Source organism: Streptomyces sp. NPDC050546 (assembly GCF_044457425.1).
Lineage (GTDB): Bacteria > Actinomycetota > Actinomycetes > Streptomycetales > Streptomycetaceae > Streptomyces.
On sequence record NZ_JBITGX010000030.1, the window covers coordinates 45775 to 70936 of the forward strand.

At 70.9% G+C, this 25162-nt stretch carries 26 protein-coding genes; 14 read left to right on the top strand and 12 right to left on the bottom strand.

Annotated features, from left to right (window positions below):
• Positions 1–92: 92 nt before the first annotated feature.
• Complete coding sequence (folP, locus tag ACIBK5_RS42630) at positions 93–953, bottom strand: dihydropteroate synthase (RefSeq protein ID WP_399028743.1); 861 nt, start codon at positions 951–953, stop codon at positions 93–95.
• A 135-nt stretch (positions 954–1088) separates the two neighbouring features.
• On the opposite strand from folP, the gene ACIBK5_RS42635 reads away from it, so the two are divergent.
• Both ACIBK5_RS42635 and ACIBK5_RS42640 read left to right on the top strand, forming a co-directional pair.
• Complete coding sequence (locus ACIBK5_RS42635) at positions 1089–1478, top strand: DivIVA domain-containing protein (RefSeq protein ID WP_399028745.1); 390 nt, start codon at positions 1089–1091, stop codon at positions 1476–1478.
• Positions 1475–2062 (top strand): DNA-3-methyladenine glycosylase I, encoded by a 588-nt coding sequence (locus ACIBK5_RS42640; RefSeq protein ID WP_399028747.1) that lies wholly within the window; start codon positions 1475–1477, stop codon positions 2060–2062. The genes ACIBK5_RS42635 and ACIBK5_RS42640 overlap by 4 nt, the downstream gene beginning before the upstream one ends.
• Before the next feature lie 92 nt (positions 2063–2154).
• On the opposite strand, the gene ACIBK5_RS42645 is transcribed toward ACIBK5_RS42640, so the two are convergent.
• Positions 2155–2958, bottom strand: coding sequence for an enoyl-CoA hydratase/isomerase family protein (locus ACIBK5_RS42645; RefSeq protein ID WP_399028749.1), 804 nt, complete (start codon positions 2956–2958; stop codon positions 2155–2157).
• A 382-nt stretch (positions 2959–3340) separates the two neighbouring features.
• On the opposite strand from ACIBK5_RS42645, the gene ACIBK5_RS42650 reads away from it, so the two are divergent.
• Complete coding sequence (locus ACIBK5_RS42650) at positions 3341–3508, top strand: DUF3117 domain-containing protein (RefSeq protein WP_003966491.1); 168 nt, start codon at positions 3341–3343, stop codon at positions 3506–3508.
• A gap of 118 nt (positions 3509–3626) precedes the next feature.
• Here the strand turns inward: ACIBK5_RS42650 and ACIBK5_RS42655 are convergent, their stop codons facing one another.
• Complete coding sequence (locus ACIBK5_RS42655) at positions 3627–4325, bottom strand: class I SAM-dependent methyltransferase (protein WP_391099892.1); 699 nt, start codon at positions 4323–4325, stop codon at positions 3627–3629.
• Positions 4326–4559: 234 nt separating this feature from the next.
• Here ACIBK5_RS42655 and sigE point away from each other — a divergent pair, with 234 nt between their 5' ends.
• From sigE to ACIBK5_RS42680, 5 genes are all read left to right on the top strand, one after another.
• Positions 4560–5258, top strand: a complete 699-nt coding sequence (gene sigE / locus ACIBK5_RS42660) for an RNA polymerase sigma factor SigE (protein ID WP_399028801.1) — start codon at positions 4560–4562, stop codon at positions 5256–5258.
• Between the two features lie 71 nt (positions 5259–5329).
• Positions 5330–6253: an anti-sigma factor family protein gene (locus tag ACIBK5_RS42665; protein WP_399028804.1), complete on the top strand. Its 924-nt coding sequence runs from the start codon at positions 5330–5332 to the stop codon at positions 6251–6253.
• 132 nt (positions 6254–6385) lie between these two features.
• Positions 6386–8257, top strand: coding sequence for a trypsin-like peptidase domain-containing protein (locus ACIBK5_RS42670; RefSeq protein WP_399028751.1), 1872 nt, complete (start codon positions 6386–6388; stop codon positions 8255–8257).
• Positions 8258–8465: 208 nt separating this feature from the next.
• Positions 8466–8906 (top strand): sec-independent translocase, encoded by a 441-nt coding sequence (locus tag ACIBK5_RS42675; RefSeq protein ID WP_399028753.1) that lies wholly within the window; start codon positions 8466–8468, stop codon positions 8904–8906.
• 202 nt (positions 8907–9108) lie between these two features.
• Positions 9109–9780 carry a hypothetical protein gene (locus ACIBK5_RS42680; protein WP_399028755.1) on the top strand — a complete coding sequence of 224 codons (672 nt, stop codon included), beginning with the start codon at positions 9109–9111 and terminating at the stop codon, positions 9778–9780.
• A gap of 137 nt (positions 9781–9917) precedes the next feature.
• On the opposite strand, the gene ACIBK5_RS42685 is transcribed toward ACIBK5_RS42680, so the two are convergent.
• The 3 genes from ACIBK5_RS42685 to ACIBK5_RS42695 are packed head-to-tail and all read right to left on the bottom strand — an operon-like array spanning position 9918 to position 12966.
• Positions 9918–11051, bottom strand: a complete 1134-nt coding sequence (locus tag ACIBK5_RS42685) for an Mrp/NBP35 family ATP-binding protein (protein WP_184590765.1) — start codon at positions 11049–11051, stop codon at positions 9918–9920.
• A 42-nt stretch (positions 11052–11093) separates the two neighbouring features.
• The gene (locus ACIBK5_RS42690) at positions 11094–11693 is read right to left on the bottom strand and encodes a DUF1003 domain-containing protein (RefSeq protein WP_399028757.1); all 600 of its coding nucleotides are present in this window, start codon (positions 11691–11693) and stop codon (positions 11094–11096) included.
• Positions 11683–12966 (bottom strand): magnesium transporter MgtE N-terminal domain-containing protein, encoded by a 1284-nt coding sequence (locus tag ACIBK5_RS42695; protein ID WP_399028759.1) that lies wholly within the window; start codon positions 12964–12966, stop codon positions 11683–11685. Before ACIBK5_RS42695 ends, ACIBK5_RS42690 begins: the two co-directional genes overlap by 11 nt.
• Before the next feature lie 237 nt (positions 12967–13203).
• Between ACIBK5_RS42695 and ACIBK5_RS42700 the strand changes: the two genes are divergently transcribed.
• Positions 13204–13959 carry a hypothetical protein gene (locus ACIBK5_RS42700; protein ID WP_399028761.1) on the top strand — a complete coding sequence of 252 codons (756 nt, stop codon included), beginning with the start codon at positions 13204–13206 and terminating at the stop codon, positions 13957–13959.
• Between the two features lie 23 nt (positions 13960–13982).
• On the opposite strand, the gene ACIBK5_RS42705 is transcribed toward ACIBK5_RS42700, so the two are convergent.
• Both ACIBK5_RS42705 and ACIBK5_RS42710 read right to left on the bottom strand, forming a co-directional pair.
• Positions 13983–14495 (bottom strand): hypothetical protein, encoded by a 513-nt coding sequence (locus tag ACIBK5_RS42705; RefSeq protein WP_399028763.1) that lies wholly within the window; start codon positions 14493–14495, stop codon positions 13983–13985.
• Positions 14496–14518: 23 nt separating this feature from the next.
• Positions 14519–15634, bottom strand: a complete 1116-nt coding sequence (locus ACIBK5_RS42710) for a magnesium and cobalt transport protein CorA (protein WP_399028765.1) — start codon at positions 15632–15634, stop codon at positions 14519–14521.
• Between the two features lie 461 nt (positions 15635–16095).
• Here ACIBK5_RS42710 and ACIBK5_RS42715 point away from each other — a divergent pair, with 461 nt between their 5' ends.
• On the top strand, positions 16096–16680 hold the full coding sequence (locus ACIBK5_RS42715; RefSeq protein WP_399028767.1) for a suppressor of fused domain protein: 585 nt from the start codon (positions 16096–16098) through the stop codon (positions 16678–16680).
• A 50-nt stretch (positions 16681–16730) separates the two neighbouring features.
• On the opposite strand, the gene ACIBK5_RS42720 is transcribed toward ACIBK5_RS42715, so the two are convergent.
• Complete coding sequence (locus ACIBK5_RS42720; RefSeq protein WP_399028769.1) at positions 16731–17954, bottom strand: MFS transporter; 1224 nt, start codon at positions 17952–17954, stop codon at positions 16731–16733.
• A 158-nt stretch (positions 17955–18112) separates the two neighbouring features.
• Between ACIBK5_RS42720 and ACIBK5_RS42725 the strand changes: the two genes are divergently transcribed.
• The 3 genes from ACIBK5_RS42725 to ACIBK5_RS42735 all read left to right on the top strand — a co-directional run bounded on the left by ACIBK5_RS42725 (position 18113) and on the right by ACIBK5_RS42735 (position 20597).
• On the top strand, positions 18113–18754 hold the full coding sequence (locus tag ACIBK5_RS42725) for a DUF6758 family protein (protein WP_399028771.1): 642 nt from the start codon (positions 18113–18115) through the stop codon (positions 18752–18754).
• A gap of 187 nt (positions 18755–18941) precedes the next feature.
• Positions 18942–19802, top strand: a complete 861-nt coding sequence (locus ACIBK5_RS42730; RefSeq protein ID WP_399028773.1) for a PHP domain-containing protein — start codon at positions 18942–18944, stop codon at positions 19800–19802.
• Positions 19803–19991: 189 nt separating this feature from the next.
• Positions 19992–20597, top strand: coding sequence for a MarC family protein (locus tag ACIBK5_RS42735; protein ID WP_399028775.1), 606 nt, complete (start codon positions 19992–19994; stop codon positions 20595–20597).
• 9 nt (positions 20598–20606) lie between these two features.
• On the opposite strand, the gene ACIBK5_RS42740 is transcribed toward ACIBK5_RS42735, so the two are convergent.
• Positions 20607–22673, bottom strand: a complete 2067-nt coding sequence (locus ACIBK5_RS42740; protein ID WP_399028777.1) for a trypsin-like serine peptidase — start codon at positions 22671–22673, stop codon at positions 20607–20609.
• Positions 22674–22806: 133 nt separating this feature from the next.
• A complete protein-coding gene (locus ACIBK5_RS42745; RefSeq protein ID WP_010047718.1) occupies positions 22807–22959 on the bottom strand; it encodes a hypothetical protein in 153 nt (50 codons plus the stop codon).
• Between the two features lie 229 nt (positions 22960–23188).
• Between ACIBK5_RS42745 and ACIBK5_RS42750 the strand changes: the two genes are divergently transcribed.
• Complete coding sequence (locus ACIBK5_RS42750; RefSeq protein WP_399028779.1) at positions 23189–24082, top strand: NYN domain-containing protein; 894 nt, start codon at positions 23189–23191, stop codon at positions 24080–24082.
• 91 nt (positions 24083–24173) lie between these two features.
• Here the strand turns inward: ACIBK5_RS42750 and ACIBK5_RS42755 are convergent, their stop codons facing one another.
• Entirely contained in the window at positions 24174–25046 is an 873-nt protein-coding gene (locus ACIBK5_RS42755) for an alpha/beta fold hydrolase (protein ID WP_399028781.1), read from the bottom strand.
• Between the last annotated feature and the right edge of the window lie 116 nt (positions 25047–25162).

Consider the following 25162-nt stretch of genomic DNA (forward strand, 5'->3'; position numbering starts at 1 on the left):
CCGGGCTTCCTGTCCGACCGATTCGGGCGGCGGGTGGGCACAGGTCCGGGGGTCCAGGGGGCGGAGCCCCCTGGTACCTCGGCCCGAACGCCTCAGGCCAGCCCACGCCGGGCAACGGCAGGCTCCCGATGCCCGGCGATGGACGCCACCATCTCCAGCACCTGCCGTGTCTCGGCGACCTCGTGCACCCGGTACACCTGCGCCCCCAGCCACGCGGACACCGCCGTCGTCGCCAACGTCCCCACAACCCGCTCCTTGACCGGCCGGTCCAGCGTCTCGCCCACGAAGTCCTTGTTGGACAGCGACACCAGCACCGGCCACCCCGTCGCGACCATCTCGCCCAGCCGCCGGGTCGCCTCCAGACTGTGCCGCGTGTTCTTCCCGAAGTCGTGCCCGGGATCGATCAGCACCGACTCCCTCGGCACCCCCAGCGCCACCGCCCGCTCCGCCAGCCCGACGGTCACATCCAGAATGTCGGCCACGACATCGTCGTACTGGATCCGGTGCGGCCGCGTCCGCGGCTCCGCGCCGCCCGCGTGTGTGCAGACCAGCCCCACCCCGTACCGCGCGGCGACCTCGGCGAGCCCGGGATCGACCCCACCCCACGCGTCGTTCAGCAGATCGGCCCCGGCCTCGCACACGGCCCGACCGACCTCGGCCCGCCAGGTGTCCACGCTGATGATCACGTCCGGGAACCGCCGCCGCACCTCGGCCACGAACCCGACCGTCCGCCGGGCCTCCTCCTCGGCCGTGACCTCCTCGCCCGGCCCGGCCTTGACCCCGCCGATGTCGATGATCGCGGCTCCCTCGGCCACCGCCTGCTCCACGCGCGCGAGGGCCGGTTCGTCGCGGAAGGTCGCGCCCCGGTCGTAGAAGGAGTCCGGGGTCCGGTTCACGATCGCCATGATCACCGGCTCGTGCGGCCCGAATTCCCGCCTGCCCAGCCTGAGCATCCCCTGTGACCTTTCCTGGTACGTGCCCGTCTTCCGCCGCCTGCGACCCTAACTGTCAGACTCGCATGGCACGATCGGAGCCTGACAACATCCGTCTTCGAAGACTTCGAGACACCTGACCGTGGGGGCCCCGCGATGGTTATGTTCCTGTTCCTGGTCGTCGCGCTGGTCCTCGTGGTCGGCGCGGTCACCCTGGCCGTGGTGGGCGGCGGCGAGAACGGCCCGCTGCCCGAGGCCGCCCCCGAGCAGCTCCGGGACCCGCTCCCCCCGGACCGCCCGGTCGACCGCGCGGATGTGGAGAGCCTCCGCTTCCCGCTCGCCGCCCGCGGCTACCGCATGGGGGACGTGGACGACGCCCTCAGCCGCCTCGGCGCCGAGCTCGCCGAGCGCGACGCCCGCATCGCCGACCTGGAATCGGCCCTGGCGGGCGCCCGGGCGGCCGCCACCCACGGGCCGGTGCACACCTCGGGGGAGAACCACGTGTCCATGGACAAGCCCGGTCCGCGACAGGAGGACCGGCCGTGAGCGACGGTGCCGCCCTCGCCGGCCCGGACGGCGCACCGCGCTGCCCCTGGGCCCTGTCCGCCCCGGAGTACGTGACGTACCACGACGAGGAGTGGGGCCGCCCGGTCCACGGCGACGACGCCCTCTTCGAACGGCTCAGCCTGGAGGCCTTCCAGTCCGGCCTGTCCTGGATCACGATCCTGCGCCGCCGCCCCGGCTTCCGTGCCGCCTTCGCCGACTTCAAGATCGCCTCGGTGGCCGACTTCACCGACGAGGACCGTGAGCGCCTGCTGGCCGACGCCGGGATCATCCGCAACCGCGCCAAGATCGACGCGACGCTCGCCAACGCGCGCGTGCTGACCGAATGGGCCCGGGGCGAGCTGGACGAGCTGATCTGGTCCCACGCCCCCGAGCCGGGCACCCGCCCGGTCCCGAAGGCGCTCTCCGACGTCCCGGCCGTCACCCCCGAGTCGACCGCCCTGTCCAAGGCGCTGAAGAAGCGGGGGCTGCGTTTCGTCGGCCCGACGACTGCGTACGCGCTGATGCAGGCGTGCGGCCTGGTCGACGATCACTTGGAAGCATGCGTGGTCAGAGACGCCCTTTGAGGGGCGCGGGGCTGAGTCGATCTGCGGCTCCGCCGCGGGGCGCGACCAGCCACAGCGGACCCGCACCCCTGGACGGCGCTACAGCCCTGCGCTCACCGCCCCAGGTACTTCGGCTTCTCCTTGTTGACGAAGGCCTGCACCGCGATCGCGTGATCCTCGGAGGACCCCGCCCGCGTCTGCAGTTCGTCCTCCTTCTCCAGGGTCTCCTCCAAGGAGTGCGTCAGCCCGTAGGCCACCGCCTCCTTGAGCGCCGCGTACGCCACCGTCGGGCCCCCGGCCAGTGCCCGCGCCACCTTCTCGGCCTCCGCGCGCAGCTCGCCGGCGGGTACCAGGCGGTTGGCGATGCCGAGCTCGTACGCCTCCTGCGCGCTGATGCTCCTCGGGAAGAGCAGCAGGTCGGCCGCCCGGCCGGGGCCGATCACCCGCGGCAGCGTCCAGGAGATCCCTGAGTCGGCGGTCAGCGCCACCCCGGCGAAGGAGGTGTTGAACGCGGCCGTGTCCGCCACGATCCGGTAGTCCGCCGCCAGGGCGAAGCCGAAGCCCGCCCCGGCCGCCACCCCGTTCACGGCGGCGACGACCGGCTTCGCCGCCTCGGCCAGCGTCCGCACGATCGGGTTGTAGTGCTCCCGCACGGTGTTCATGGTCTGCCTCGAACCGGTTTCCCGGTCCTGGACCAGCAGCCCGATGTGCTCCTTGAGGTCCTGCCCGACGCAGAACGCCCGGTCACCGGCGGCGGTCAGCAGCACCGCCCGCACGGCGGCGTCGTCCGCCGCGGACCGGACCGCCTCCCGCAGGGCGACCTTGGCCTCCACGTTCAGCGCGTTCATCGCCTCGGGGCGGTTCAGCGTGATCGTCGCGAGCCCGTCGCTCACCTCGTAGAGCACGGTGTCGGCCATGGCGTATCCCCTCCGTGTCGCTGCTCGGGGACCTACCGGCCGGTAGGTCCCTGTTCTGCAGGACAGCATGACGGAGATCGCCGACAGGTGATCGCACCGGAGGTGTGACCTGCGTCAAAGAATTCTCGCCTGTTTCCGTTCGGCGGATGTGTGTGCGGTGGCGGAGTATCGCAGTCACATCGCCGAATTGAGTGGTTTTGCTCGCGTGCGTTGCCCAAGCGATGCCTACTGATGTTGGTCATCGGGTCCTGCGATGCGGGATAATGGCTTGGAAGCAATGTGTTCGATGCCGGTGTCGCGAGTCCTGCTCAGGGCCGCACGTGTGCCCTTCTCGGGGCCGACGGCTTTGACGATGAGCTGGGTTTCAGGAAGGGGAACGAGCATGGCGGCCATGAAGCCGCGGACGGGCGATGGCCCGCTCGAGGTGACCAAGGAGGGGCGGGGCATCGTCATGCGCGTTCCGCTCGAAGGCGGCGGTCGGCTCGTCGTCGAGCTGACCCCGGACGAGGCCGACGCGCTGGGCGACGCCCTCAAGAAGGTCGTCGGCTGAGGCGGAAGCGACCATACCCTTTCAGCTGCCCCGGCATCATCTGTGGTGCCGGGGCGGTTGTTTTCTCATCAATGACTTTCGTCTGCCCCGGCATCCGCTCCGCTAACGTGCGATCGGGCTAGCGTTTCACCGCGCACAGCAGGCCGTCGCCCACCGGCAGCAGTGACGGCACCAGCTCCTGGCTCTCGCGCACCGTGCGCAGCAGCTCCCGCAGCCGCAGCACCTCCGTGGGCTGCGGTCCGGAGTCCACCGTCCGGCCGTTCGCGAAGGCGCCCTCGAAGACGACGAGCCCACCGGGGCGCAGCAGCCGCAACGATTCAGCGAGGTAGTCCATGACCTCGAGGCGGTCACCGTCGCAGAAGACGAGGTCGTAGCCGGAGTCCGCGAGACGGGGCAGCACGTCCAGGGCGCGGCCCGGGATGAAGCGCGCCCGGTTGCTGGCGAAGCCGGAGGCGCGGAAGGCCTGGCGGGCGAACTGCTGGTGCTCCGGTTCGGGATCCACGGTCGTGAGCACACCGTCGGGCCGCATACCGTGCAGGAGGTGGATCCCGGAGACACCGCAGCCGGTCCCGATCTCCGCGACGGCCTTCGCGTCGACGGAGGCGGCCAGCAACCCCAGCGCGGAGCCCGTGCCGGGCGTCACCGAGCGCAGCCCCGCGTCACGGGCCCGGTCACGGGCCCAGCGCAGTGCGTCGTCCTCGGCGACATAGGCGTCGGCGAACGCCCAGCTCGTCTGCCGGTTGCCGGTAATGACCCTCTCCTGTCCCCGTGAATGCCTCGGCGTGACTGTATCCGTTGGGTGCGGGAACCCGCAGATGGGACCGGTCGTTTAAAGGGATGAGCGAGAGGCGCGGGCCGGGACGGGGGGCAGGCAGTGGACGAGGACGCCGAGCAAGTGCCGTCGCAGCAGTACGAGGCGTATCAGCCCAGATCAAATTCTCGTAAAACCGCTTATCCGGTCCTAACGGGCGAGGTGGCTATGGTAGGGGCTCCACTGGACACCACCAGAGCTGACAGGGGAGGTGCGGCTGCGCCTGTGGATCGCGGAGGAGTGTTCCGGCGCTTCCTCGGATCAGCGGGCAGGCCGACATCCGTGAACGACACTGCTGACCACAGCCACGCCGCTGACTTCGCCCAGACCGCGACCTTCTCCACCGACGCGGACGGGCAGGCGTGGACTCCGCCCACCTGGGAGGAGATCGTCAGCACGCACAGCGGCCGGGTCTACCGGCTCGCCTACCGCCTCACCGGCAACCAGCACGACGCCGAGGACCTCACGCAGGAGGTCTTCGTCCGTGTCTTCCGCTCCCTGTCGACCTACACGCCGGGCACCTTCGAGGGCTGGCTGCACCGCATCACCACGAACCTGTTCCTGGACATGGTCCGCCGCAAGCAGCGCATCCGCTTCGACGCGCTCGGCGATGACGCCGCCGAGCGGCTGCCCAGCAAGGAGCCCACGCCGCAGCAGGTCTTCAACGACGCGCACTTCGACGCGGACGTCCAGCAGGCCCTCGACACGCTGGCCCCCGAGTTCCGCGCCGCGGTCGTCCTGTGCGACATCGAAGGACTGTCGTACGAGGAGATCGCCGCGACGCTCGGCGTCAAGCTCGGCACGGTCCGCTCGCGGATCCACCGCGGCCGCTCCCAGCTGCGCAAGGCCCTCGCGCACCGTTCCCCGGAGGCGCGTGCCGAGCGCCGCTCCTTCGTGCCCCGTGTTCCCGCACTGGGAGGAGGGGGCGCGAGCGCGTGAGCGGATCACGTCCTGAGTCCTCCGAGGGACACCTCGCAGAGCAGCACCTGGGAGACCGACTCTCCGCCCTGGTGGACGGAGAGCTCGGTCATGACGCGCGGGAGCGCGTACTGGCGCATGTGGCCACCTGCCCGAAATGCAAGGCGGAGGTGGACGCCCAGCGCCGGCTGAAGAACGTCTTCGCGGAGGCGGCTCCACCGCCTCCCTCGGAGAGTTTCCTGGCCCGCCTGCAGGGACTACCCGCGGGGGGCGACCCGGACGGTGACGGCATGCCCCCGGGTGGCGGAGGGCTGCCCGGCGGACTGTCCGGACGGTTCGGATCGTCCGGGGCCTTCGGCGCGAAGCGCGGCGAGCGGTTCGAGTTCGGGTACGCGCCGTCCCGGCCGCACATCCCCCTGCTGCCTTCCGACAGCCGAGGCCTTCCTTCGGGGGGCCGGGGCTTCCGTATCCACGACGTCGGCCGGCCCGAGACCGAGAGGTCCTCCTCGCGGCTGCGGTTCGCGTTCGCGGCCGCCGGGGCCGTGTCCCTGGCCGCGATCGCCCTGGGCGGCGTCACCACCGGCGCCCCTGGCGACACGGAAGCCCGCAGCGGCTCCGGCGCGGGGAGCAATGTGACGCCGACGCGCACGCAGGGGTCGGGCGCGACGACGACGCCGGAATCCCAGCGGCGCCGGGGTGCGGCGCCACTGCTCGGACAGGTGCACGGCCAGAGCATGCTCGGCCAGACCCCGGTCGCCCCGACCGAGGTGTCCGCTCCGCTGCTGCCCGGAATGCCGCCCACCGCCCGGCACCACGCCGTGCACGCGCTGACCGCCCCGGTGGTGGCCGGTGCCGTGGCCATGTCCCCGCTGATACATCCGTTCGAGGTGGCCGCGCCGGCCGCCCTGACCTCGTGGTCCGCGGTCCCCGAGATCGCGGCGCCCCTGCTCGCCGTGCCCCTCCCGGACCCGGCCTCGTCCCCCTCTCCCTCCGCCTCCTCGCGGACGGCCCGCTGACCGGTCTCTGCGCACCGGGCGGCGAACCTGATTGAATCCGGGGGTTGTCGCCCGCTGCCGAGGTGTGGCCGGGCGCCGATTCGACTAACCGCGGTCACCGCATTCGAGCCGTGCCGCGGCTGTGGGGAGAGCATGAACGAGGGGAAGCCCACGAAGGCGAAGTGGTGGAGCCGTCCACGGCCGCAGGACGCTCCGGGAGAGTCGGGGGAGCCCGAGCCGGGGGAGCTGGAGGGGCTGGAGGGGCAGGGGGCGGCCCCGGCGGACTCCGTCGACGCCGACACCGACACCAACGCCGACATCGACATCGACACCGACACCGACACCGACACCGACACCGACACCGACATCGACACCGACGTCGACACCGACGGCGACTTTGAGCTCGCGCGGCCCGCCGTGCGCCAGGACGAGGACGCGGGTGACTACGAGCTGAGGCGCCCCGAGGAGCCCGCCGGCACCGCCGTGGAGCCCGCCGTGCCCCTCGGCGGTGCGCCCAGGCCGCTGCACGACCCCGATCCGTACAGCACCCCGCCCTACGGCGAACCGGGCCCCTGGGCGCCCGCGCCGCCCGTCCAGCATCCAGCGGCGGCGACGCCGACGCACGGCACGGCGATACCGAGCCAGCCGTCCCCGTCCATACCGGGAGCACCCGTCCCGTCGGCGGCCGTCGCACCTGAGGCGCCGGCAACGACTCCCAGCATCCCGGCACCGGCACCGGCACCTGTTGCACCGGCACCGGCACCTGTTGCACCAGCACCGCTCCCGGCGCCGGCACCTGCCCCCGCTGCTCCCGACCCCTGGCAGCGGTACGATCCCTGGGCGGCCCCCGCGGCGGCCCCCGGGCCTCTTCAGCAGACCGGGGCCGGTGTACCCAGTACGGAACAGCGGCGCAAGCGGGGCAGGAAGGCCCTGGCGGGCGGTGCCGTGCTGCTGGCGCTCCTGTCCGGAGGGATCGGCGGAGCTGCGGGGACGTATCTGGAGCGGAACGGGGGCATCGGGACCGTCGAGCTGCCGCAGGCCGGGAAGGAGTCCGCGGGGCGGGACTCCGACAGCGTGGCCGGGATCGCCCAACGGGCCCTGCCCAGCGTGGTCACCCTGCATGTGAGCGGCTCCGGCGAACAGGGCACCGGCACCGGCTTCGTGCTCGACGCCCGCGGCCACATCCTCACCAACAACCACGTCGTGCGGCCGGCCGGATCCGTCGGCGAGATCACCGTGACCTTCAACAGCGGGGAGACCGCGCAGGCCGAGCTCGTCGGCCGGGACAGTGGCTACGACCTCGCCGTCGTGAAGGTGAAGGGCGTACGCGGCCTCACCCCCCTGCCCCTCGGCAACTCGGACAACATGCAGGTCGGCGATCCGGTCGTGGCCATCGGCGCGCCCTTCGACCTGGCCGGCACCGTCACCTCCGGCATCATCAGCGCCAAGCAGCGGCCCATCACGGCGGGCGGCGAGAAGGGCGACGGCAGCGACGTGTCGTACGTCGACGCGCTCCAGACCGACGCGCCCATCAACCCCGGCAACTCCGGCGGGCCCCTGCTCGACTCCCGGGGGCGGGTCATCGGCATCAACTCGGCCATCCGCTCGGCGAACAGCGGCTCCGAACCGGACAGCGGCGGCCAGTCCGGGTCCATAGGCCTCGGCTTCGCCATACCCATCAACCAGGGCAAACGCGTGGCCGAGGAGCTGATCAACACCGGCAGGGCGACTCACCCGGTGATCGGCATCACCCTGGACATGGACTACACGGGTGACGGCGCGCGGGTCGCCGCCGAGGGCGGCGAGGGCGGACCGCCGGTCTCCGTGGGCGGGCCGGGTGCCAAGGCCGGGATCAAGGCCGGCGACGTCATCACCACGGTCGACGGACAGCGGGTCCACTCTGGCGAGGAGCTGATCGTCAAGACGCGGGCGCACCGCCCCGGCGACCGTCTGGAGCTGACGCTGGAGCGCGGTGGCAGGGAACGGACGGTCTCACTCGTCCTCGGCTCCTCCGGCGGCAGCTGAGACGTGATGTCCGGGACGCACAGGGACCAACAAGGCAAACAATTCGGAAAGCGCTCCCACTCCTCGCACTCGGAGGTCTCGGGACAGTACCGGTCGGACAGGATCGCCGGGTACCGTGGATCCGGCCCGGACCACGGCAAGACCCGCACCGACCACCGAGGGCCGACCACCGAGGGCCGAGGACCGAGGACATCGCAAGGAGCTTCAGGTGTTCAATGACATAGGACCGCTCGAGCTGGTGACGCTCATCGTCCTTGCCGTGCTCGTCTTCGGTCCGGACAAGCTCCCCAAAGTCATCCAGGACGTGACACGCACGATCCGGAAGATCCGTGAGTTCTCGGAGAGCGCCAAGCACGACATCCGTGAGGAACTCGGCCCGGAGTTCAAGGACTTCGAGTTCGAGGACCTCAACCCCAAGGCGTTCATCCGCAAGCAGCTGGACAACGAGGACCTGGGGCTCAAGGAGATCCGTAACGGCTTCGACCTGAAGAAGGAGATGGCCGAGGTCACCGACGCCGTCCACAGCCGTGACTCCGACACGTCGTCCTCCGGCTCCGCCGGTTCGTCCGGCGGCCGTATCGACATGACGAAGAAGCCCGAGACGCCCGACCGGGACGATCGTCCGCCCTTCGACGCGGACGCCACCTGAGCGACTCGCGTGACGCGTTTCATACTCCGGTCGGGCTGTGTACGGCCTGAACCGGGCCCCCGTGCGGCGCACGCGCCGGGCGCTTTCCCTGCTGCTCGCAGCGGTGTGGCTATGCTGCCGAGTTGTTGTGCGGACCGGAAGAGTACGCCCGAAGGGGGGCGGGCCGTTCCGGTCCGACTAGAGCGAGGAGGCGTCCGGGCACATGGAGACGACGAGTCCAGGAGTCGCACAGGCGTCGGCCGCGGAGGACGGACAACAGGTCCCCTCCGCCCGGCGTAACGTCGACGGCTACCTGCGCGCGCCCTTCCCGTGGTACGGCCTCGACGAGGCCTTCACGGGGCCGCGCTGGCTGATGCAGGTGGGTACGACGGCCGACGGGGCCGTGGAACACGGGTCGATCGGGCACGGAGACGAACCCAGGGTGCGCAACGAGTTCGTCGCCGGGGGTGATCAGGAGGCCAAGGAGAAGTTCGCGGTCGTGGTCACCGTCGCGGCGCATCCCTCGCGGCGCAGTGCGGACGGTACGGGGCTGCTGGAGGCCACGTCGGTGTCCTCCGCGGCATGGCTCGCGGGTGTGGGGCTGCTGTCCTCCACGTGGCCCGGGCAGATGGATCACTCCCTGCGGGACGACTGGCTGGAGCAGCAGACGGAGACGGCGTGGGCGCTGGCGGACGACCTCGACGGGGCCGACTGGTCGACGTTGTCGCTGCCGGTTGACGGTGTGCCGACGACGTTTCACTACCGGGAGTCCGAGTTCGGGTGGGTGCTGGCCGGGTCGACGTCGGCCGGGGTTCATGTCGGGGCGTACGGCAGAGGGATGAGTGCGTACGGCTTGGGGTTCGCCGTGGTGAAGGACATCGCCGATTACGCGTGAGCTCTGGGGCGCCGATTGTTTTCGGCGCCCCCTCGCCATGGGGCCTCAGGTCTTGAAGCGGCTGCGGGTGCGATGTGGTTGTTCGCGCAGTTCCCCGCGCCCCTGAAGGGGCGCTGTCCCTCAGCCCGCGTCCAGATCTAGAACTTGTTCCTCGGAGTGATCCCCAGGGACAGGCCCGACAGGCCCCGCTGCCGGCCTCCCAGCTTTCCGGCGATGGCGCGCAGCGCCGAGCCCGCCGGGGAGTCCGGGTCCGTCAGGACGACCGGCCTGCCGTCGTCGCCGCCCTCGCGGAGGCGGACGTCGATGGGGATGTTGCCGAGGACCGGGACGTTGGCGCCGGTCGTGCGGGTCAGGCCGTCGGCGACCACCTGGCCGCCGCCCGTGCCGAAGACGTCGACCATCTCGTCGCAGTGCGGGCAGGGCAGGCCGGACATGTTCTCGACCACGCCGACGATCTTCTGGTGGGTCTGTACGGCGATGGAGCCCGCGCGCTCGGCGACCTCGGCCGCCGCCTGCTGCGGGGTCGTCACGACCAGGATCTCCGCGTTCGGGACCAGCTGGGCGACGGAGATCGCGATATCGCCGGTGCCGGGCGGCAGGTCCAGGAGGAGGACGTCCAGGTCGCCCCAGTAGACGTCCGCGAGGAACTGCTGGAGCGCGCGGTGGAGCATCGGGCCGCGCCAGACGACCGGCGCGTTGCCCGGGGTGAACATGCCGATGGAGATGACCTTCACGCCGTTCGCCGACGGCGGCATGATCATGTTCTCGACCTGGGTGGGACGGCCGTCGGCGCCGAGCATGCGCGGCACGGAGTGGCCGTAGATGTCGGCGTCCACGACACCGACCTTGAGGCCGTCGGCCGCCATGGCCGCCGCCAGGTTCACCGTCACCGAGGACTTGCCCACGCCGCCCTTGCCGGAGGCGACCGCGTAGACGCGGGTGAGGCTGCCGGGCTTGGCGAAGGGGACCTCGCGCTCGGTCTGGCCGCCGCGCAGGGCGTTCGCCAGCTCCTTGCGCTGCTCGTCGCTCATCACGTCGAGCGTGACGTCGACGCGGGTGACGCCCTCGACGCCGGAGACCGCGTCGGTCACGCGCTGCGTGATCGTCTCCCGCATCGGACATCCCGAGACCGTGAGGTACACGGTGACCGCGACCGCCCCGTCCGCGCCGATCTCCACCGACTTGACCATCCCGAGTTCGGTGATGGGCTTGTGGATCTCGGGGTCGTTCACCGTCGCCAGTGCCTCGCGCACCGCGTCTTCCGTAGCCATAGGACGATGGTACGGCGCTGTACCGGTGCGTAGGAAAGCCTGTCAGCGGTCGTCTGCGTCACGTCCCCGTGGCCGTTCCGCCGGGAATACGACGGGGTCGTGACGGTGGCCGTTCTGCCGCTCCTCCATCTCCTTGATCGTGTCCTGGAGCTCCGAGCGGATCCAGTCGCGGGTGGCGACCTCGCCCAGGCCGATCCGCAGGGCGGCGATCTCGCGGGTCAGGTACTCGGTGTCCGCGATCGACCGCTCGTTCTGCTTGCGGTCCTGCTCCAGATTGACCCGGTCACGGTCGTCCTGCCGGTTCTGCGCGAGCAGGATCAGCGGAGCGGCGTAGGAGGCCTGGAGCGACAGCATCAGAGTCAGGAAGATGAACGGGTACTCGTCGAAGCGCAGGTCGCGCGGGGCGAGGCTGTTCCAGGCCACCCACAGGATGATGGCGGCCGTCATCCAGACCAGGAACCGGCCCGTGCCGAGGAAGCGCGCGATGCGTTCCGACAGCCGCCCGAAGGCCTCGGGGTCGTACTCGGGCAGGAACCGGCGCCTGGGCACGCCGGGCTGGTCGAGCCGGGTCGCGCGCGGCCGGCTCGCGGCCGTGGCACCGGCCGGCGTGCGCTCGCGCGGGGTCTCGCGCTCAGGAACCATCGGTCGGCACCTCCTCGTCCAGATGGAACTCCGTCTCCCGCCAGTCCTCGGGCAGCATGTGGTCGAGGACGTCGTCCACGGTCACCGCGCCCAGCAGCGCCCCCGCCTCGTCGACCACGGGCGCCGCGACCATGTCGTACGTGGCGAAGAACCCGGCGATGGCCGGCAGATCCGCCTCGGGGTCCAGGGGCTGCAGGTCGCTGTCCAGGATCGAGCTGACCAGCGAGGGCGGTGGCTCGCGCAGCAGCCGCTGGAAATGGACCGTGCCCAGGTACTTGCCGGTCGGTGTCTCGTCCGGCGGGCGGCAGACGTAGACCTGGGCCGCCAGGGCGGGGGAGAGGTCGGGCTCGCGGATGCGGGCGAGGGCGTCGGCGACGGAGGCGTCCGGGCGCAGCACGATCGGCTCGGTGGTCATCAGACCGCCCGCAGTGCGTTCCTCGTACGACATCAGGCGCCGCATGTCGGCCGCGTCGCCGGGCTGCATCAGGTTCAGCAGCCGCTCCTGCTCGTCCGTCGGCAGCTCGCCCAGCAGGTCGGCCGCGTCGTCCGGGTCCATGGCCTCCAGGACGTCGGCGGCGCGCTCCTCCTTCAGCTTGCCGAGGATCTCGATCTGGTCGTCCTCGGGGAGCTCCTCCAGCACGTCGGCGAGCCGGTCGTCGTCGAGAGCCGCGGCGACCTCGGCCCGGCGCTTGGGGGAGAGGTGGTGCAGGACGTTGGCCAGGTCGGCGGCGCGCAGCTGCTCGAACGTGGCGAGCAGGTTCTCGGCGCCCTGCCCCTGCTCCTCCAGGGAGAAGCCGGTGACGGCGGTCCACTCGACGGTCAGCGCCTCGCCCTTGGCCCGCCGGAAGGCGCTGCCCTTTCTGCCCTTGCGGACGAAGACCCGGTCGATCTCCCACTCCCGGCGGGCCGGCAGCTGATGCACCGACAGGTCCAGGACGGTGACGTCCTCGCCGGTCTCGGTGAGCGTCACACGCCGGTCCAGCAGCTCCCCGAAGACCAGCCGCTCGGTGGGCCGCTGCTCGAAGCGCCGGACGTTGAGCACGCCGGTGGTGATGACCTGCCCCGACTGGATGGCGGTGACCCGGGTCATGGGCAGGAAGATGCGGCGGCGGGTGGCGAGTTCGACGACCAGGCCGAGCAGCCTCGGCGGCCGCTGCCCCACCCGCAGCATGACGACCAGATCGCGCACCCGCCCCACCTGGTCGCCCGCGGGGTCGAAGACGGCGACACCGGAGAGGTGCGATACGAAGATCCGGGGGGCGCCCGCTGCCATGGCCGCGGCTCCTTTTCGTGCGGGGTGTTTCCTGGTGCCTGTCTCTGTGCCTGTCTCTGTGCCTGACTGTGTATCCGTCTGTTCCGAATTGCCCGCTCGGGTGGGCTTCAGGCTAGCCCGTCCCGATCGGCGGTGCGTCGGCGGGCGGTCCGGACGGACTGGCTCCGACCTGCCCGCACGTGCCCGGTACCCTGCGGTACGCCGTTCAGGTCTCCCCGCAGAGAGGCAGCTCCACCTGTGACTCCGATTCGCCACGGCCGAAGCCGTAGTGCCGTCCTCGCGAGCGCGATGTGCGCACTGCTCGTGACGGGGACGGTGCTCACCGGCTGCGCGGAGGATCCGAACGAGGGCACCAACGGGGTCGGCAGACTTCCCGCCGGGAAGATCCAGACCAAGACCCGTACGGCCGCCGAGTCCGCCGGGGCGGTCCGGGTGCACGGCAGCGTCGTCAGCGGCGAGAAGACGTACGCGCTCGACATGCGGCTGAAGGACGACGGCGGCCAGGGATCGGTCACCACCGAGGGCACGACCTTCCAGCTGCTGCGCATCGGCGAGCAGCTCTTCCTCAAGGCTGACGCCGGGTTCTGGAGTCACGGCGACGGCCAGGGCGGGAAGGGCGAGGGGGACGCGGCCGCGGCCTCCAAGCTCGGCGGCAAGTTCGTGAAGGTGCCGCAGGGCGACCCCGCGTACAAGAAGTTCAGCGGTTTCACGGACAAGGGAGTCCTCCTCGACGGTCTGCTGACCCTGCACGGCGCACTCGCGACGGACGGCCACGAGGAGCAGGCGGGCGTACGCACCATCCGCATCACCGGCGACAAGGGCTCCGGCGGCGCCCTGGAGGTCTCCCTGGAGGGCAAGCCGTATCCGCTGCGCCTGGAGCGGGCCGGCGGCGCGGGCACCCTCACGTTCTCCGGCTGGGGAGAGGACTTCTCCCTCAGGGAGCCGGAGAAGAACGAGACGGTGGACTACGGCCGGCAGCTGCCGACGTCGTAGCCACCGCTACGCGCGTCCGGCCGCTACGGGCGTTTGCGTTTCTTCAGCAGCAGGCGGGGCAGCCCCGCCGGAATCGGCCGACGGGTGACCGCCGGGGACGCCAGGGGCGGCTCGGACAGGGAGCTGTCGGGCAGCGGCGCCGTCGCCCCGGTCGGTTCCAGGCGCAGCACCCGGCACTCGCGGGCCCAGCGGCCGGTCATGGCCTCGCCGTCGGGCGCGTTCAGCCGTTTGCCCTTGAGCTCGGCGACCGTCGCGTCCCACGCCTCGGAGCCCGGCGCGAGCTCGGTGACCCGGGCCGTCCAGGAGACCAGCCGGCCGCCCTTGTCCTTGCTGCGGACCGTCACCCGGGCCTCGCCCCCGTCGGTGAGCCCCGGCAGCGGCTGCTCGCCGGGCCCGTCGCCGATCAGGCACGCGGCACCCTCGTGCCACACGTGCCAGAGCGCACGCGCCGGGCCGTCGGGGCCCTGGACCCAGACGAGGCCGGACTTCTTGGTGGCCTCCTCGACGAGGGCCTGGCCGAGCAGCTCGCTTGTCATGGGTCCCAGCCTATCCAGGCTGCTCACAGCCATCCGTTCCGCTTCAGCGTGCGGTGGATGCCCAGGCAGATGACCACGGTGACGCCCATGATCGCCGGGTAGCCGTACCGCCAGTGCAGCTCCGGCATGTGGTCGAAGTTCATGCCGTAGACGCCACAGACCATCGTCGGTACGGCGATGATGGCCGCCCAGGAGGTGATCTTCCGCATGTCCTCGTTCTGCGCCACGGACGCTTGCGCGAGGTTGGCCTGGAGGATCGAGTTGAGCAGTTCGTCGAAGCCGAGGACCTGCTCCTGGACCCGGGCCAGGTGGTCGGCGACGTCCCGGAAGTACTTCTGGATGTCCGGGTCGATCAGCCGCATCGGCCGCTCGCTCAGCAGCTGCATGGGCCGCAGCAGCGGCGACACGGCGCGCTTGAACTCCAGCACCTCGCGCTTGAGTTGGTAGATCCGGCCGGCGTCCGAACCGCGCGGCGAGCCCTTGCGCCCCGGGGAGAACACCTCGGTCTCGACCTCGTCGATGTCGTCCTGCACCGCGTCGGCGACCGCGATGTAGCCGTCGACGACGTGGTCGGCGATGGCGTGCAGCACGGCCGAGGGGCCCTTGGCCAGCAGCTCGGGGTCGTCCTGGAGGCGGTGCCTGAGGGCCCGAAGGGAACCCTGTCCGCCGTGCCGGACGGTGATGAAGAAATCCCGTCCGGTGAAGCACATGACCTCGCCGGACTCGACGACCTCGCTGTTGGCGTCGAGCTGGTCGTGCTCGACGTAGTGGATGGTCTTGAAGACGGTGAAGAGCGAGTCGTCGTAGCGCTCGAGCTTGGGCCGCTGGTGGGCCTGGACGGCGTCCTCCACGGCCAGCGGGTGCAGCCCGAACTCACTGGCGATGCCGGAGAATTCGGCCTCGGTCGGCTCGTGCAGGCCGATCCACACGAAGCCCCCGTCGCGGCGCACCAGGCGCACCGCCTCGTGCGGGGTCAGCGGGGTCTCGGTCTCGACGCGGCGGCCGTCGCGGTAGATGGCGCAGTCGACCACGGCGGTGGCCGTCGCCGGGCTGCGGGTGGCGTCGTAGGTGCCACCGTCCTTGCGCAGCGAGACGCGGGACGGACGGACCACGGCGCGCAGGTCGCGAATCATCGACATGGCGGGCTCCTTCGCGGGAGGGCAACGAAAGCGCCGGTGACGACGGGTGGAACTACCCGGAATGAGGACGTAGGGACTACGGATGTTTGGCACGTCCACAAAGCGGGGAGCACCGCACCGTCGCGGTGGCGAGCTTCGTTACTGATTCAGCTACTGAGGCAGATCAGGAAAAACGAAACGAAGCGCTCTTCCGCGGTGAAGCGAGTGCGAGAGGTGGCAGTCGGCCAGAGAGACAGAGCAGCTACATCAGCGGCGGGAGAGCGTGGTGCTACTGCACGGTCGACTTCGATCCATTGCAGCCCCACCTCCTCCGGCCGGTCCCTCGTAAGGGAGTTCCATCGGCGTCGGGGCTTGATCGCGACGCTTCTGCGTGCTGCCCCGAACCACCGGGCAAGAGTAGCAGCCGACGAAACTGTCAAGGTGCTCCTTTGCCCGCTACTGACGAGTTCTATGCTCGCCTCATGGCTGATGTTCTCCCTCTGGTCGAGGCCCGGTTGCGCAGCGCGCTGGGCGAACCGGACGCGCGCGCGGCAGTGACGTTCCTCGGCACGGACCGCATCGAGGTGCTGCGCTTCCAGGAGGGCGACATCGCCCGCTACGCCACGCTCGGCATGTCCGCGCAGCCGATGACGGAGCCCACGGCGGCGGTCGCCGACCCGGTCAAGGGGCCGCGCGCGGAGCTGGTCCTCTCGGTCCGGGCGGGGCTCGCCGAGACGGACAAGGTGCTCCGCCCGCTCGCGGTGCTCGCCGCGTCTCCGCAGGTGGAGGGCCTGATCGTGGCCCCCGGTGCCTCCCTCGACGTCGGCGAGCCGCTGTGGCCCGGCGCCCCCTTCACCTCGGTCCTGGTCGCCGAACCGGGCGGCCTGGTCGAGGACCTGGAGCTCGACGAACCCCTCGACCCCGTACGGTTCCTGCCGCTGCTGCCGATGACCCCGAACGAGGCCGCCTGGAAGCGGGTGCACGGCGCGCAGGCGCTCCAGGAGCGGTGGCTGAACCAGGGGACGGACCTCCGGGATCCGTCCCGGAAGTCCGTCCCGCTGGAGTGAGGTCTGAGTGAGGAACCTCACCAACCCATGGCCGAAAAGCATCAGTTGGCTCAGCCGGCGAACACGGTGACACTGTCCTCGGTCGCGTGCTGCGGTTCCAGCTCCTCGGCTTCGTGGGTGAGGGCCTTGCGGCGTACGACCACGACGACGGCGCCCAGCACTGCCGTGACGGCCGCCACCACGAACGGCATGTGGAGATCGGTCCACTCCTCGATCTTCGGTGCGAAGAACGGGGCGGCCGCCGCCGCGAACCAGCGCACGAAGTTGTAGCCCGCGCTCGCCACCGGCCGGGGCGCGTCCGAGACGCCGAGTGCCAGCTCGGTGTAGACGGTGTTGTTCACGCCGATGAAGGCACCGGACAGGATCGTGCAGACGACGGCCGTGGTGTGGTCGCCGTAGCCGAGCACGAGCACGTCGGCCGCGAGCAGCACCAGGGACCCGCCGAGCACCTTCAGCGAGCCGAACCGCTTCTGCAGGCGCGGCGCCACGATCACCGAGAAGACGGCGAGCAGCACACCCCAGGCGAAGAACACCGCACCCGACCGGTACGGGCTCATGTTCAGCACGAACGGGGTGAAGGCCAGCACGGTGAAGAACGTGTAGTTGTAGAAGAACGCCGAGACCGCCGCGGAGGCGAGGCCGCCGTGGCCGAGGGCCTTGACCGGGTCCAGGAGTGAGGTCTTGCGGGCCGGCTTCGGCTGCTCCCTCAGGAACACCGCGATGCACAGGAAGCCGACGGCCATCAGGAAGGCCGTACCGAAGAAGGGGTAGCGCCAGCTGGCGTCACCGAGCAGGGCGCCCAGCAGCGGACCGCAGGCCATGCCGAGGCCGAGGGCCGACTCGTACAGCAGGATCGCCGCCGCGCTGCCGCCCGCCGCCGCTCCGACGATGACCGCGAGGGCCGTCGAGACGAACAGTGCGTTGCCGAGCCCCCAGCCGGCCCGGAATCCGACCAGTTCGCCGACGGATCCGGAGGTGCCCGACAGTCCCGCGAAGACCACGACCAGGGCGAGACCGAGCAGCAGGGTCTTCCTGCCGCCGATGCGGCTGGAGACGAAGCCGGTGACCAGCATCGCGATCGCGGTGATGAGGAAGTATGAGGTGAACAGCAGGGAGACCTGGCTGGCGGAGGCGTTCAGGCCCGAGGCGATGGACGGCAGGATCGGGTCGACGAGTCCGATGCCCATGAAGGCGACGACCGACGCTCCGGCGGTCGCCCACACGGACTTGGGCTGCTTGAGGAGGCCGCCCGCTCCGGCGTCGAAGGGGTCCATTGCGTGCTCCCTTTCCGAGGCTAGGTAGTTGGTATATACACATACTAAGTTAGCCACGCTAACTAATGCAAGCTACATCTAGTGTGGGAGTGAAGGGTTCCGTCCGGTTGGGTGATCGTCCTTGACGCGGCGGGGCGGGGGTAGGACCGTGGGGCCCTATGAGGGGCGAACCCAGTTGCCCGAAGTGTGGTGGCCGGGTCAGGGCTCCCGGCCTCTTCTCCGACTCCTGGCAGTGCGATGTGCACGGCACCGTCCATCCGGTGCAGCCCGTGATACCGCCCAGCGTCGACGCCCTCAACGTCGTGGTGCACCGGACTCAGGTGCCGGTGTGGATGCCCTGGCCGCTGCCCGTCGGCTGGCTGTTCACGGGCGTGGCCTGCGCGGGGGACGACCGCACGGGCGGCCGCGCCACGGCCGTGGCCTGTACGGGACCCGGGCCGCTCGGCGGGATGGGCGAGCTGATCCTGGTGGCCGAGGAGCTGGGTGTCGGTCTCGGTGCGCGGTACGCGGGTATCGACGGTCCGGATCCGGGGCCGTCCATGGATGTCGGCAAGCCGGCTCACGCGAAGGTGCTCGCCGCGGGGCGGCCGACGCCGCTGTGGCATGTCTCCGGCGCGCCGGGCGACCGGGCCGTCTTCGCCGGTGAGGCGCTAGGGATGTGGCTGTGGGCGGTGGTCTGGCCCGAGCAGTCGGGGTTGTTGATGTACGACGAGCTGGTGCTGGCGGATGTGCGGGACGCGGGGGCGGAGGTGGAGCTGGTGCCGTGCGGGGCGTTGTCGCCGCGCTTGCTTGAGCCGTAGCGCCAGGGGGTGAGGGCCTTGGTTTGTGGGCGGCCGCGGGTCGGGCGGGGCTGGTCGCGCAGTTCCCCGCCTCTTGGGGGCGTTGGTGTAGGGGGCGCTTTCGCGGTTCGGGTGTGACATCGGTCGTTGAAAATCTGGTTATCCTTGAGCAGCCCTGTTCGTCCCGTCAGTGTCTGGAGTCCGTGTCGTGCGTATCGATCTGCACACCCACTCCACCGCTTCCGACGGCACGGACACCCCGGCCGAGCTGGTGCGCAAGGCTGCCGCGGCCGGGCTGGACGTCGTCGCGCTCACCGATCACGACACCACCCGCGGGCACGCCGAGGCGATCGCCGCGCTGCCCGGGGGGCTGGCGCTGGTCACCGGGGCCGAGCTCTCCTGCCGGCTCGACGGCATCAGCATGCACATGCTGGCCTACCTCTTCGACGCCGAGGAACCCGCGCTGCTCGCCGAGCGCGAGCTGGTCCGGGACGACCGGGTACCCCGGGCGCAGGGCATGATCGCCAAGCTTCAGGGGCTGGGCGTGCCCGTGACCTGGGAGCAGGTGCGGCGGATCGCCGGTGACGGGTCCGTCGGGCGGCCGCACGTGGCGAGCGCGCTCGTCGAGCTGGGTGTCGTGCCGACCGTGAACGACGCCTTCAGCGAGGACTGGCTGGCCGATGGCGGCCGGGCCTACGTCGAGAAGCACGAGACCGACCCGTTCGAGGCGATCCGGCTGGTCAAGGGCGCGGGCGGGGTCGCGGTGTTCGCGCATCCCGGGGCGAGCAAGCGGGGGCGTACGGTGCCGGAGGCCGCGATCGCCGAGATGGCCGAGGCCGGTCTTGACGGCATCGAGGTCGACCACATGGACCATGACGCGGATACGCGGGCGCGGCTGCGGGGGCTGGCGAAGGAGCTGGGGCTCCTGGTGACCGGGTCCAGTGACTATCACGGCAGCCGGAAGACGTGTGTGCTCGGGGAGTACACGACGGATCCCGAGGTGTACGGGGAGATCACTCGGCGGGCCTTCGGGGCGTTTCCGGTGCCCGGGGCCGGCGGAGCTGTCTGACGTTTCTCCCCTTCAGGTCTCTTTTCAGGCACTCGGCGCTGCCGGCTGTGCCCACCCGTTCCTCCCCCAGTGCCTCAAGGGCCTGGGGGGACCCCCAACGGAACGCCTGCCCACAGCGGGCGCGGGAGCGGTCACGTCGCCGCTGCTGCCCGCCGCGCGTTTCATCAACCTCGCAAGGCCATCACACCCATGTTCGAACTCGCCGTCTTCGGCTCCCTCTTCCTGACCCTCTTCGTCATCATGGATCCCCCCGGGATCACCCCGATCTTCCTCGCGCTCACCGCCGGGCGGCCCGGCAAGGTGCAGAAGCGGATGGCCTTTCAGGCCGTCTGTGTCGCCGGTGGTGTGATCACCGTGTTCGGGCTGCTCGGGCATCAGATCCTGAACTACCTGCACGTGTCCGTGCCCGCGCTGATGATCGCCGGTGGGCTGCTGCTTCTGCTGATCGCGCTCGATCTGCTCACCGGGAAGACCGACGAGCCGAAGCAGACCAAGGACGTCAACGTCGCCCTCGTGCCGCTGGGCATGCCGCTGCTGGCCGGGCCGGGGGCGATCGTGTCGGTCATCCTCGCCGTGCAGAAGGCGCACAGCGTCGCCGCGCAGGTTTCCGTGTGGGCGGCGATCCTCGCCATCCATGTCGTGCTGTGGCTGGTGATGCGCTACTCGCTGGTGATCATCCGGATCATCAAGGACGGCGGTGTGGTGCTGGTGACACGGCTCGCGGGCATGATGCTGTCCGCGATCGCCGTGCAGCAGATCATCAACGGCGTCACACAGGTGATCCAGGGGAGCTGACGGGGCGCGTCAGGGCCGGCCGAGCACCGAGCCGATCGCGCCGGCCGCGCTCGGGTGGGCGAGGTACTCGTCGATGTTGTGCGCACGGTCGCGGCCGTTGGAGACGGCGAGCTGGGTGAGCTTGCCCCAGCGCTCGTCCCCCAGGGGGCAGCCGATGGCCACCCCGTCGGTGGGGCACCAGACGTTGACCCAGTCACGTACCCGGGGCGGCCGGTGCGGGCCGTGGGCGAGGAGCCGTTCGTTGACGCCGTCCAGGCCGAGCGGGCTGCCCGCGGTGACGAGCAGGACCGGGTCGAGGCCGCCCGGGAGCCGGGTCAGCAGGTCCAGGCCCACGACCGTGCCCAGGCTGTGCGTGACCAGCACCAGTTCGCCGGTGACGGGCATGGTCTCCAGGACGCTGTCCAGCACGGACTGCCGCACGGCGCTGTCGCCGAGGTACAGGTCGACGTCCCGCAGGAACGTGGCGATGGTCCACTCGTCCAGGTCGGACCGTGCGGCCAGCCAGCTGAGCGGCCGGTGCAGGGCCCCGACCACGCCCGCCCCGAAGCCCTCGGTGGTCGCCGGGCCGTTCTGGGGCATGCCGGCCCGGGCGGCCGCCTCGTGGATCAGTCGCTCGTAGGAGCCGGTGGGCGACTCCGCGGCGAAGACCTCGGCGGCAGCGGCGGCGCTCACCTCGTCCAGGCCGATGGCCTCGGCCGTGCTCTCCCTGCCGGTCACGAGGTGGTGCAGCCTCATGCCGTAGAACGGGAACCACACGTCCTCCGGGTCGATCGGGGGGAGGGACGCGAGGGTGAGTCCGCGGTTCAGGCCCGCGGTCCATTTCACGCGGAGGTCCTGGGGCTCCTTGGCCTGCTGGTCCCTGCCGTGCAGGAAGACCAGGTGCCTGCGGCCGCCGAAGGCGGTGTTCCGGGCCGGGCGTCCGGCCTTGGGCTTGGCGGCGTCCGTCCCGCTCTCCGTGGCCGGAGCGACGGAGGCCGGCGGGGGCGTGACGCCGGGGACCGCCGGCGAGGAGAGCGCGGGCGCGGCGACCGTGCTCAGGTCCAGGCCCGAGTCCGGGCCCATCTCGGTCAGCAGGGCGCGGGGCCCGGGGGCGAGGTCCAGCCGGGCCAGGTGCTTCAGGACCGAGCTGATGCGGACGCCCTCGTTGGCGACCCACTCGATCGCGTCGTCGCCGTCGCCCTGGCGCCAGGGCTGTCCGTCCTTCCGCAGGACGCGGCCCTGGTCGTCCTTCTTCGGCACGCCGCTGTGGTGCAGGGCCACGACCTCCCACTGGTCGTTGAAGACGGGGGAGCCGGAGTTGCCGGGGCGCGTGTCGGTTCGGTAGTGGACGAAGTCGTCGAGCCGTACCAGCACCGCGTTGTCGCGCAGAACGATCTCCTTGAGGCGGCCGTCCGGGTGACCGATGATGTTCACCTTCTCGCCGAGCACCAGCTTGCCGAGCTGCACGCTGAGCCGGTTCCAGCCGAAGATCTCGCCCGGCGGGCGGCCGTCCGGGGCGGGCGTGACCGCTACCAGCGCGAAGTCCAGCCTGCTGTCCGCGGCGAAGAAGGCACCGGGGTCGAGTTCCATGCGGACGGCGGTGTCGGGCACGTTCTCGACCGTGACCTGGGCGTTGAACTCGGCGAAGCACCGGCGGGCGAAGCTCTCGTCGGGCAGCACGTGGTGGTTGGTCATCATCAGTCGCGGCGACACCAGGAAGCCGGTGCCGTGCGGAAGCTCACGGCCGTCACGGCGCAGAGTGATCCGGGCGACCGAGGCCCCGGCCCTGACCCCGCGGGGCAGGAAGCTCCAGGCCTGGAGCTCGTTGGACAGGTCGATGACGCGTTCGTTGGCGTCGGGCAGGTCCATGGCCTCGCCGTGGATGTCCGCCACGACCGCCGAGGGCGACAGACCGCCCCGCTGCAGGATCCGGTCGGCGCGGACGGCGAGCGCGTCCGGGGCGTCCGGGAACCGCACGCCGGCCGCCAGCCGTCCCTCGACCCGCTCACGCTCCGCGGTGGAGTCCTCGTAACGCCGCGCGGCCTCGGCCGCCGCCTGTTCCCGCAGCTCCCCGTTCGACCGGCCCGTCACGGACATGCGTCCCACCGTCCTGTTCGCTGTCGCTCGGCCCCTCAGCCAGTACGCCCCCGGCCGCAGCGGTCCGCAACAGCGGAGCCCCCGCACGGCCGATGCCGGGCGGGGGCTCCGAAGTGTGGGAGAGCTGCGCGCGTTATGAGGCCGTGGTCCCGGCCGGGCGGATCCAGAGGCGCTGCCCGGTGGCGGCGGCCTGCTGAACGATCCGGTTGACGGAGGCGGCGTCCACGACGGTCGTGTCCACGGGGGTGCCGTCGACATCGTCGAGGTGCATGATTTCGAAGCGCAAGGGCTTCTCCCTTCGTCTGGTCATCCTCCTGCGGAGAACTACTCGGTGTGGCGGCTCACGAGGCTTCGGTGCCCGGTGTTCCGTATGAGTCAACAGGACTGCATGGTTCAAACATTCCCTACGCTAAGGAAATTTTTCGAACGGCTAATTACTGAGCCGTAAGAGTGTCGTTACGGGACCGACCGGGACCAGTTGTGTTCGCAGCGTGACCGCCGGGACAATGGAAGTGATGAACGACGACCTCGCGGCCCTGAGCGCCCGCATCGACCGCACCAACGAGCTGCTCCAGCGCATGCTCGCCGAGGTGGCGAAGACACCCTCGACCCATGCGATCTTCGTCGATGCCGGGTATCTCTACGCGGCCGCGGGACGGCTCGTCGCCGGTACGGAGGACCGCCGCGCCTTCGATCTGGACGCCGAGGGCCTGATCGACGCGCTCATCGACAAGGCCCGCACGATCTTCGCGGACAGCAGGCTGCTGCGGGTCTACTGGTACGACGGCGCCCGCCGCCGCATCCACACGGCGGAGCAGCAGACCATCGCGGAGCTGCCGGACGTGAAGGTGCGACTGGGCAATCTGAACGCCAACAACCAGCAGAAGGGCGTCGACTCGCTCATCCGCTCCGACCTGGAGTCACTCGCCCGGCACCGTGCCATCAGCGACGCGGCCCTGCTCGGCGGTGACGAGGACCTGGTGTCGGCGGTGGAGGCGGCGCAGGGCTACGGCGCCCGGGTCCACCTGTGGGGCATCGAGGCGCCGGAGGGGCGCAACCAGGCGGAACCCCTGCTGTGGGAGGTCGACAGCCAGCGCACTCTCGACCTCGACTTCTTCAAGCCGTACGTCTCCCGCCGCACGGCCGCCGCCTTCGAGGCGACCACGGGCCGGCCGACCCGCGAGGACGTGCGGTTCGTGGGGGCCCAGATCGCGGCGAAGTGGCTGGCGGCACGCGGCCGGGAGACGCTGGGGGAACTGCTGCACGGGCACCCCTATCTGCCCGGTTCGGTCGACCAGGACCTGCTCGTGGAGGCGGAGGGCCTGTTGCAGTACTCGCTGCGCGGGCAGGCCGACCTGCGGCGCGCCCTGCGGGACGGCTTCTGGGAGCATCTGCGGGCGCAGTTCTAGACCGTCTGGGTGTGCCGATTCCGGACCGTCTGTGGGTGCCGGTTCCGGACCGTCCTGGTGTGCCGGTTCCGGACCGTCCGAGTGCGCCGTGCTAGACCGTCCGGGCGCTGTCCCAGAAGTCGGCGAGGGCGCGGGCCATCGGCAGGGGCCGGTCGGCGTTGGGGGAGTGCTCGGCTCCCGTGATGACCGTGCGGTGCGCGTGCAGCCGCAGGGCCATGTCGTCGAGGATCGCCACCGGCCAGGTGTCGTCGTGCGCCCCCGACAGGACGTGGAACGGCAGCGGTACGGCGGCGAGTTCGCTGACGCGGTCCGGCTCGGTGCACAACTGGCGTCCGGTCGCGCGCAGTTGGGCGGGCTTGTTGCCCAGCCAGCGTCGGCGCAACTGGTCCTGGTCGCCGATGCCGCGCGCGGGCCCGCCGACCTCCTCCGGCGGCCCCATGGCCTGGATCGCCTCCCAGACCTCCTCCATCGACATCACGGCGAGCGCGTCCCGCAGCAGCTTCACGCGCTGCTGCTGGGAGACGGAGATCTCCGCAGGGCCGGACGAGACCAGGGTGAGGGAGAGAAAGGGGGCGTGGTCGAGCAGTACGGCCGCACGGGCGATCTGCCCGCCGAACGAGTGCCCGACGAGGTGCACGGGAACGCCGACCGCCTCGGCCTGCGCTAGCACGTCCTGGGCCAGTTCCCGCTGGCCATAGGCGGATTCGTCGGACACCGGCCCGTCCGACTCGTGCTGCCCCCGCCCGTCCACGGCGACGACCCGGTACCCGCGCTCTCCGAGCGGCTCGTGAAGCAGGCTGAAGTCCTCCTTGCTCCCGGTGAATCCGGGCAGCATCAGGACGACCCCTCTGATCCGCGCACCCGCCTTCGGCGACGAGTCGACGACGGCGAACTCACCGCGGGCCGTGCGCAGGGGATAGGCGCGGGCGCCCGGGGGCGGGGTGAAGGTGGCTTGCCTGCTCACGGGCTGAGGGTAGCGGGTGGGGTGCGGTCTCCGACGGGTGGCTTGCGTCTGCGGGAACGGTCTCCGACGGGTGGGCTTGCGCCCGCGGGAACGCCGACGGCCCGGCCCCACCTGGG

Bases quoted from the DNA above. Each gene is read 5' to 3' on its own strand.
- ACIBK5_RS42695 (WP_399028759.1), bottom strand. From the start codon at position 12,966: ATGGCAGCGGGCGCCCCCCGGATCTTCGTATCGCACCTCTCCGGTGTC.
- ACIBK5_RS42690 (WP_399028757.1), bottom strand. From the start codon at position 11,693: ATGGTTCCTGAGCGCGAGACCCCGCGCGAGCGCACGCCGGCCGGTGCC.
- ACIBK5_RS42735 (WP_399028775.1), top strand. From the start codon at position 19,992: ATGTTCGAACTCGCCGTCTTCGGCTCCCTCTTCCTGACCCTCTTCGTC.
- ACIBK5_RS42670 (WP_399028751.1), top strand. From the start codon at position 6,386: ATGAACGAGGGGAAGCCCACGAAGGCGAAGTGGTGGAGCCGTCCACGG.
- ACIBK5_RS42725 (WP_399028771.1), top strand. From the start codon at position 18,113: ATGAGGGGCGAACCCAGTTGCCCGAAGTGTGGTGGCCGGGTCAGGGCT.
- ACIBK5_RS42685 (WP_184590765.1), bottom strand. From the start codon at position 11,051: ATGGCTACGGAAGACGCGGTGCGCGAGGCACTGGCGACGGTGAACGAC.
- ACIBK5_RS42750 (WP_399028779.1), top strand. From the start codon at position 23,189: ATGAACGACGACCTCGCGGCCCTGAGCGCCCGCATCGACCGCACCAAC.
- ACIBK5_RS42635 (WP_399028745.1), top strand. From the start codon at position 1,089: ATGGTTATGTTCCTGTTCCTGGTCGTCGCGCTGGTCCTCGTGGTCGGC.
- ACIBK5_RS42740 (WP_399028777.1), bottom strand. From the start codon at position 22,673: ATGTCCGTGACGGGCCGGTCGAACGGGGAGCTGCGGGAACAGGCGGCG.
- ACIBK5_RS42705 (WP_399028763.1), bottom strand. From the start codon at position 14,495: ATGACAAGCGAGCTGCTCGGCCAGGCCCTCGTCGAGGAGGCCACCAAG.
- ACIBK5_RS42720 (WP_399028769.1), bottom strand. From the start codon at position 17,954: ATGGACCCCTTCGACGCCGGAGCGGGCGGCCTCCTCAAGCAGCCCAAG.
- ACIBK5_RS42645 (WP_399028749.1), bottom strand. From the start codon at position 2,958: ATGGCCGACACCGTGCTCTACGAGGTGAGCGACGGGCTCGCGACGATC.
- ACIBK5_RS42710 (WP_399028765.1), bottom strand. From the start codon at position 15,634: ATGTCGATGATTCGCGACCTGCGCGCCGTGGTCCGTCCGTCCCGCGTC.
- folP (WP_399028743.1), bottom strand. From the start codon at position 953: ATGCTCAGGCTGGGCAGGCGGGAATTCGGGCCGCACGAGCCGGTGATC.
- ACIBK5_RS42650 (WP_003966491.1), top strand. From the start codon at position 3,341: ATGGCGGCCATGAAGCCGCGGACGGGCGATGGCCCGCTCGAGGTGACC.
- ACIBK5_RS42715 (WP_399028767.1), top strand. From the start codon at position 16,096: ATGGCTGATGTTCTCCCTCTGGTCGAGGCCCGGTTGCGCAGCGCGCTG.
- ACIBK5_RS42680 (WP_399028755.1), top strand. From the start codon at position 9,109: ATGGAGACGACGAGTCCAGGAGTCGCACAGGCGTCGGCCGCGGAGGAC.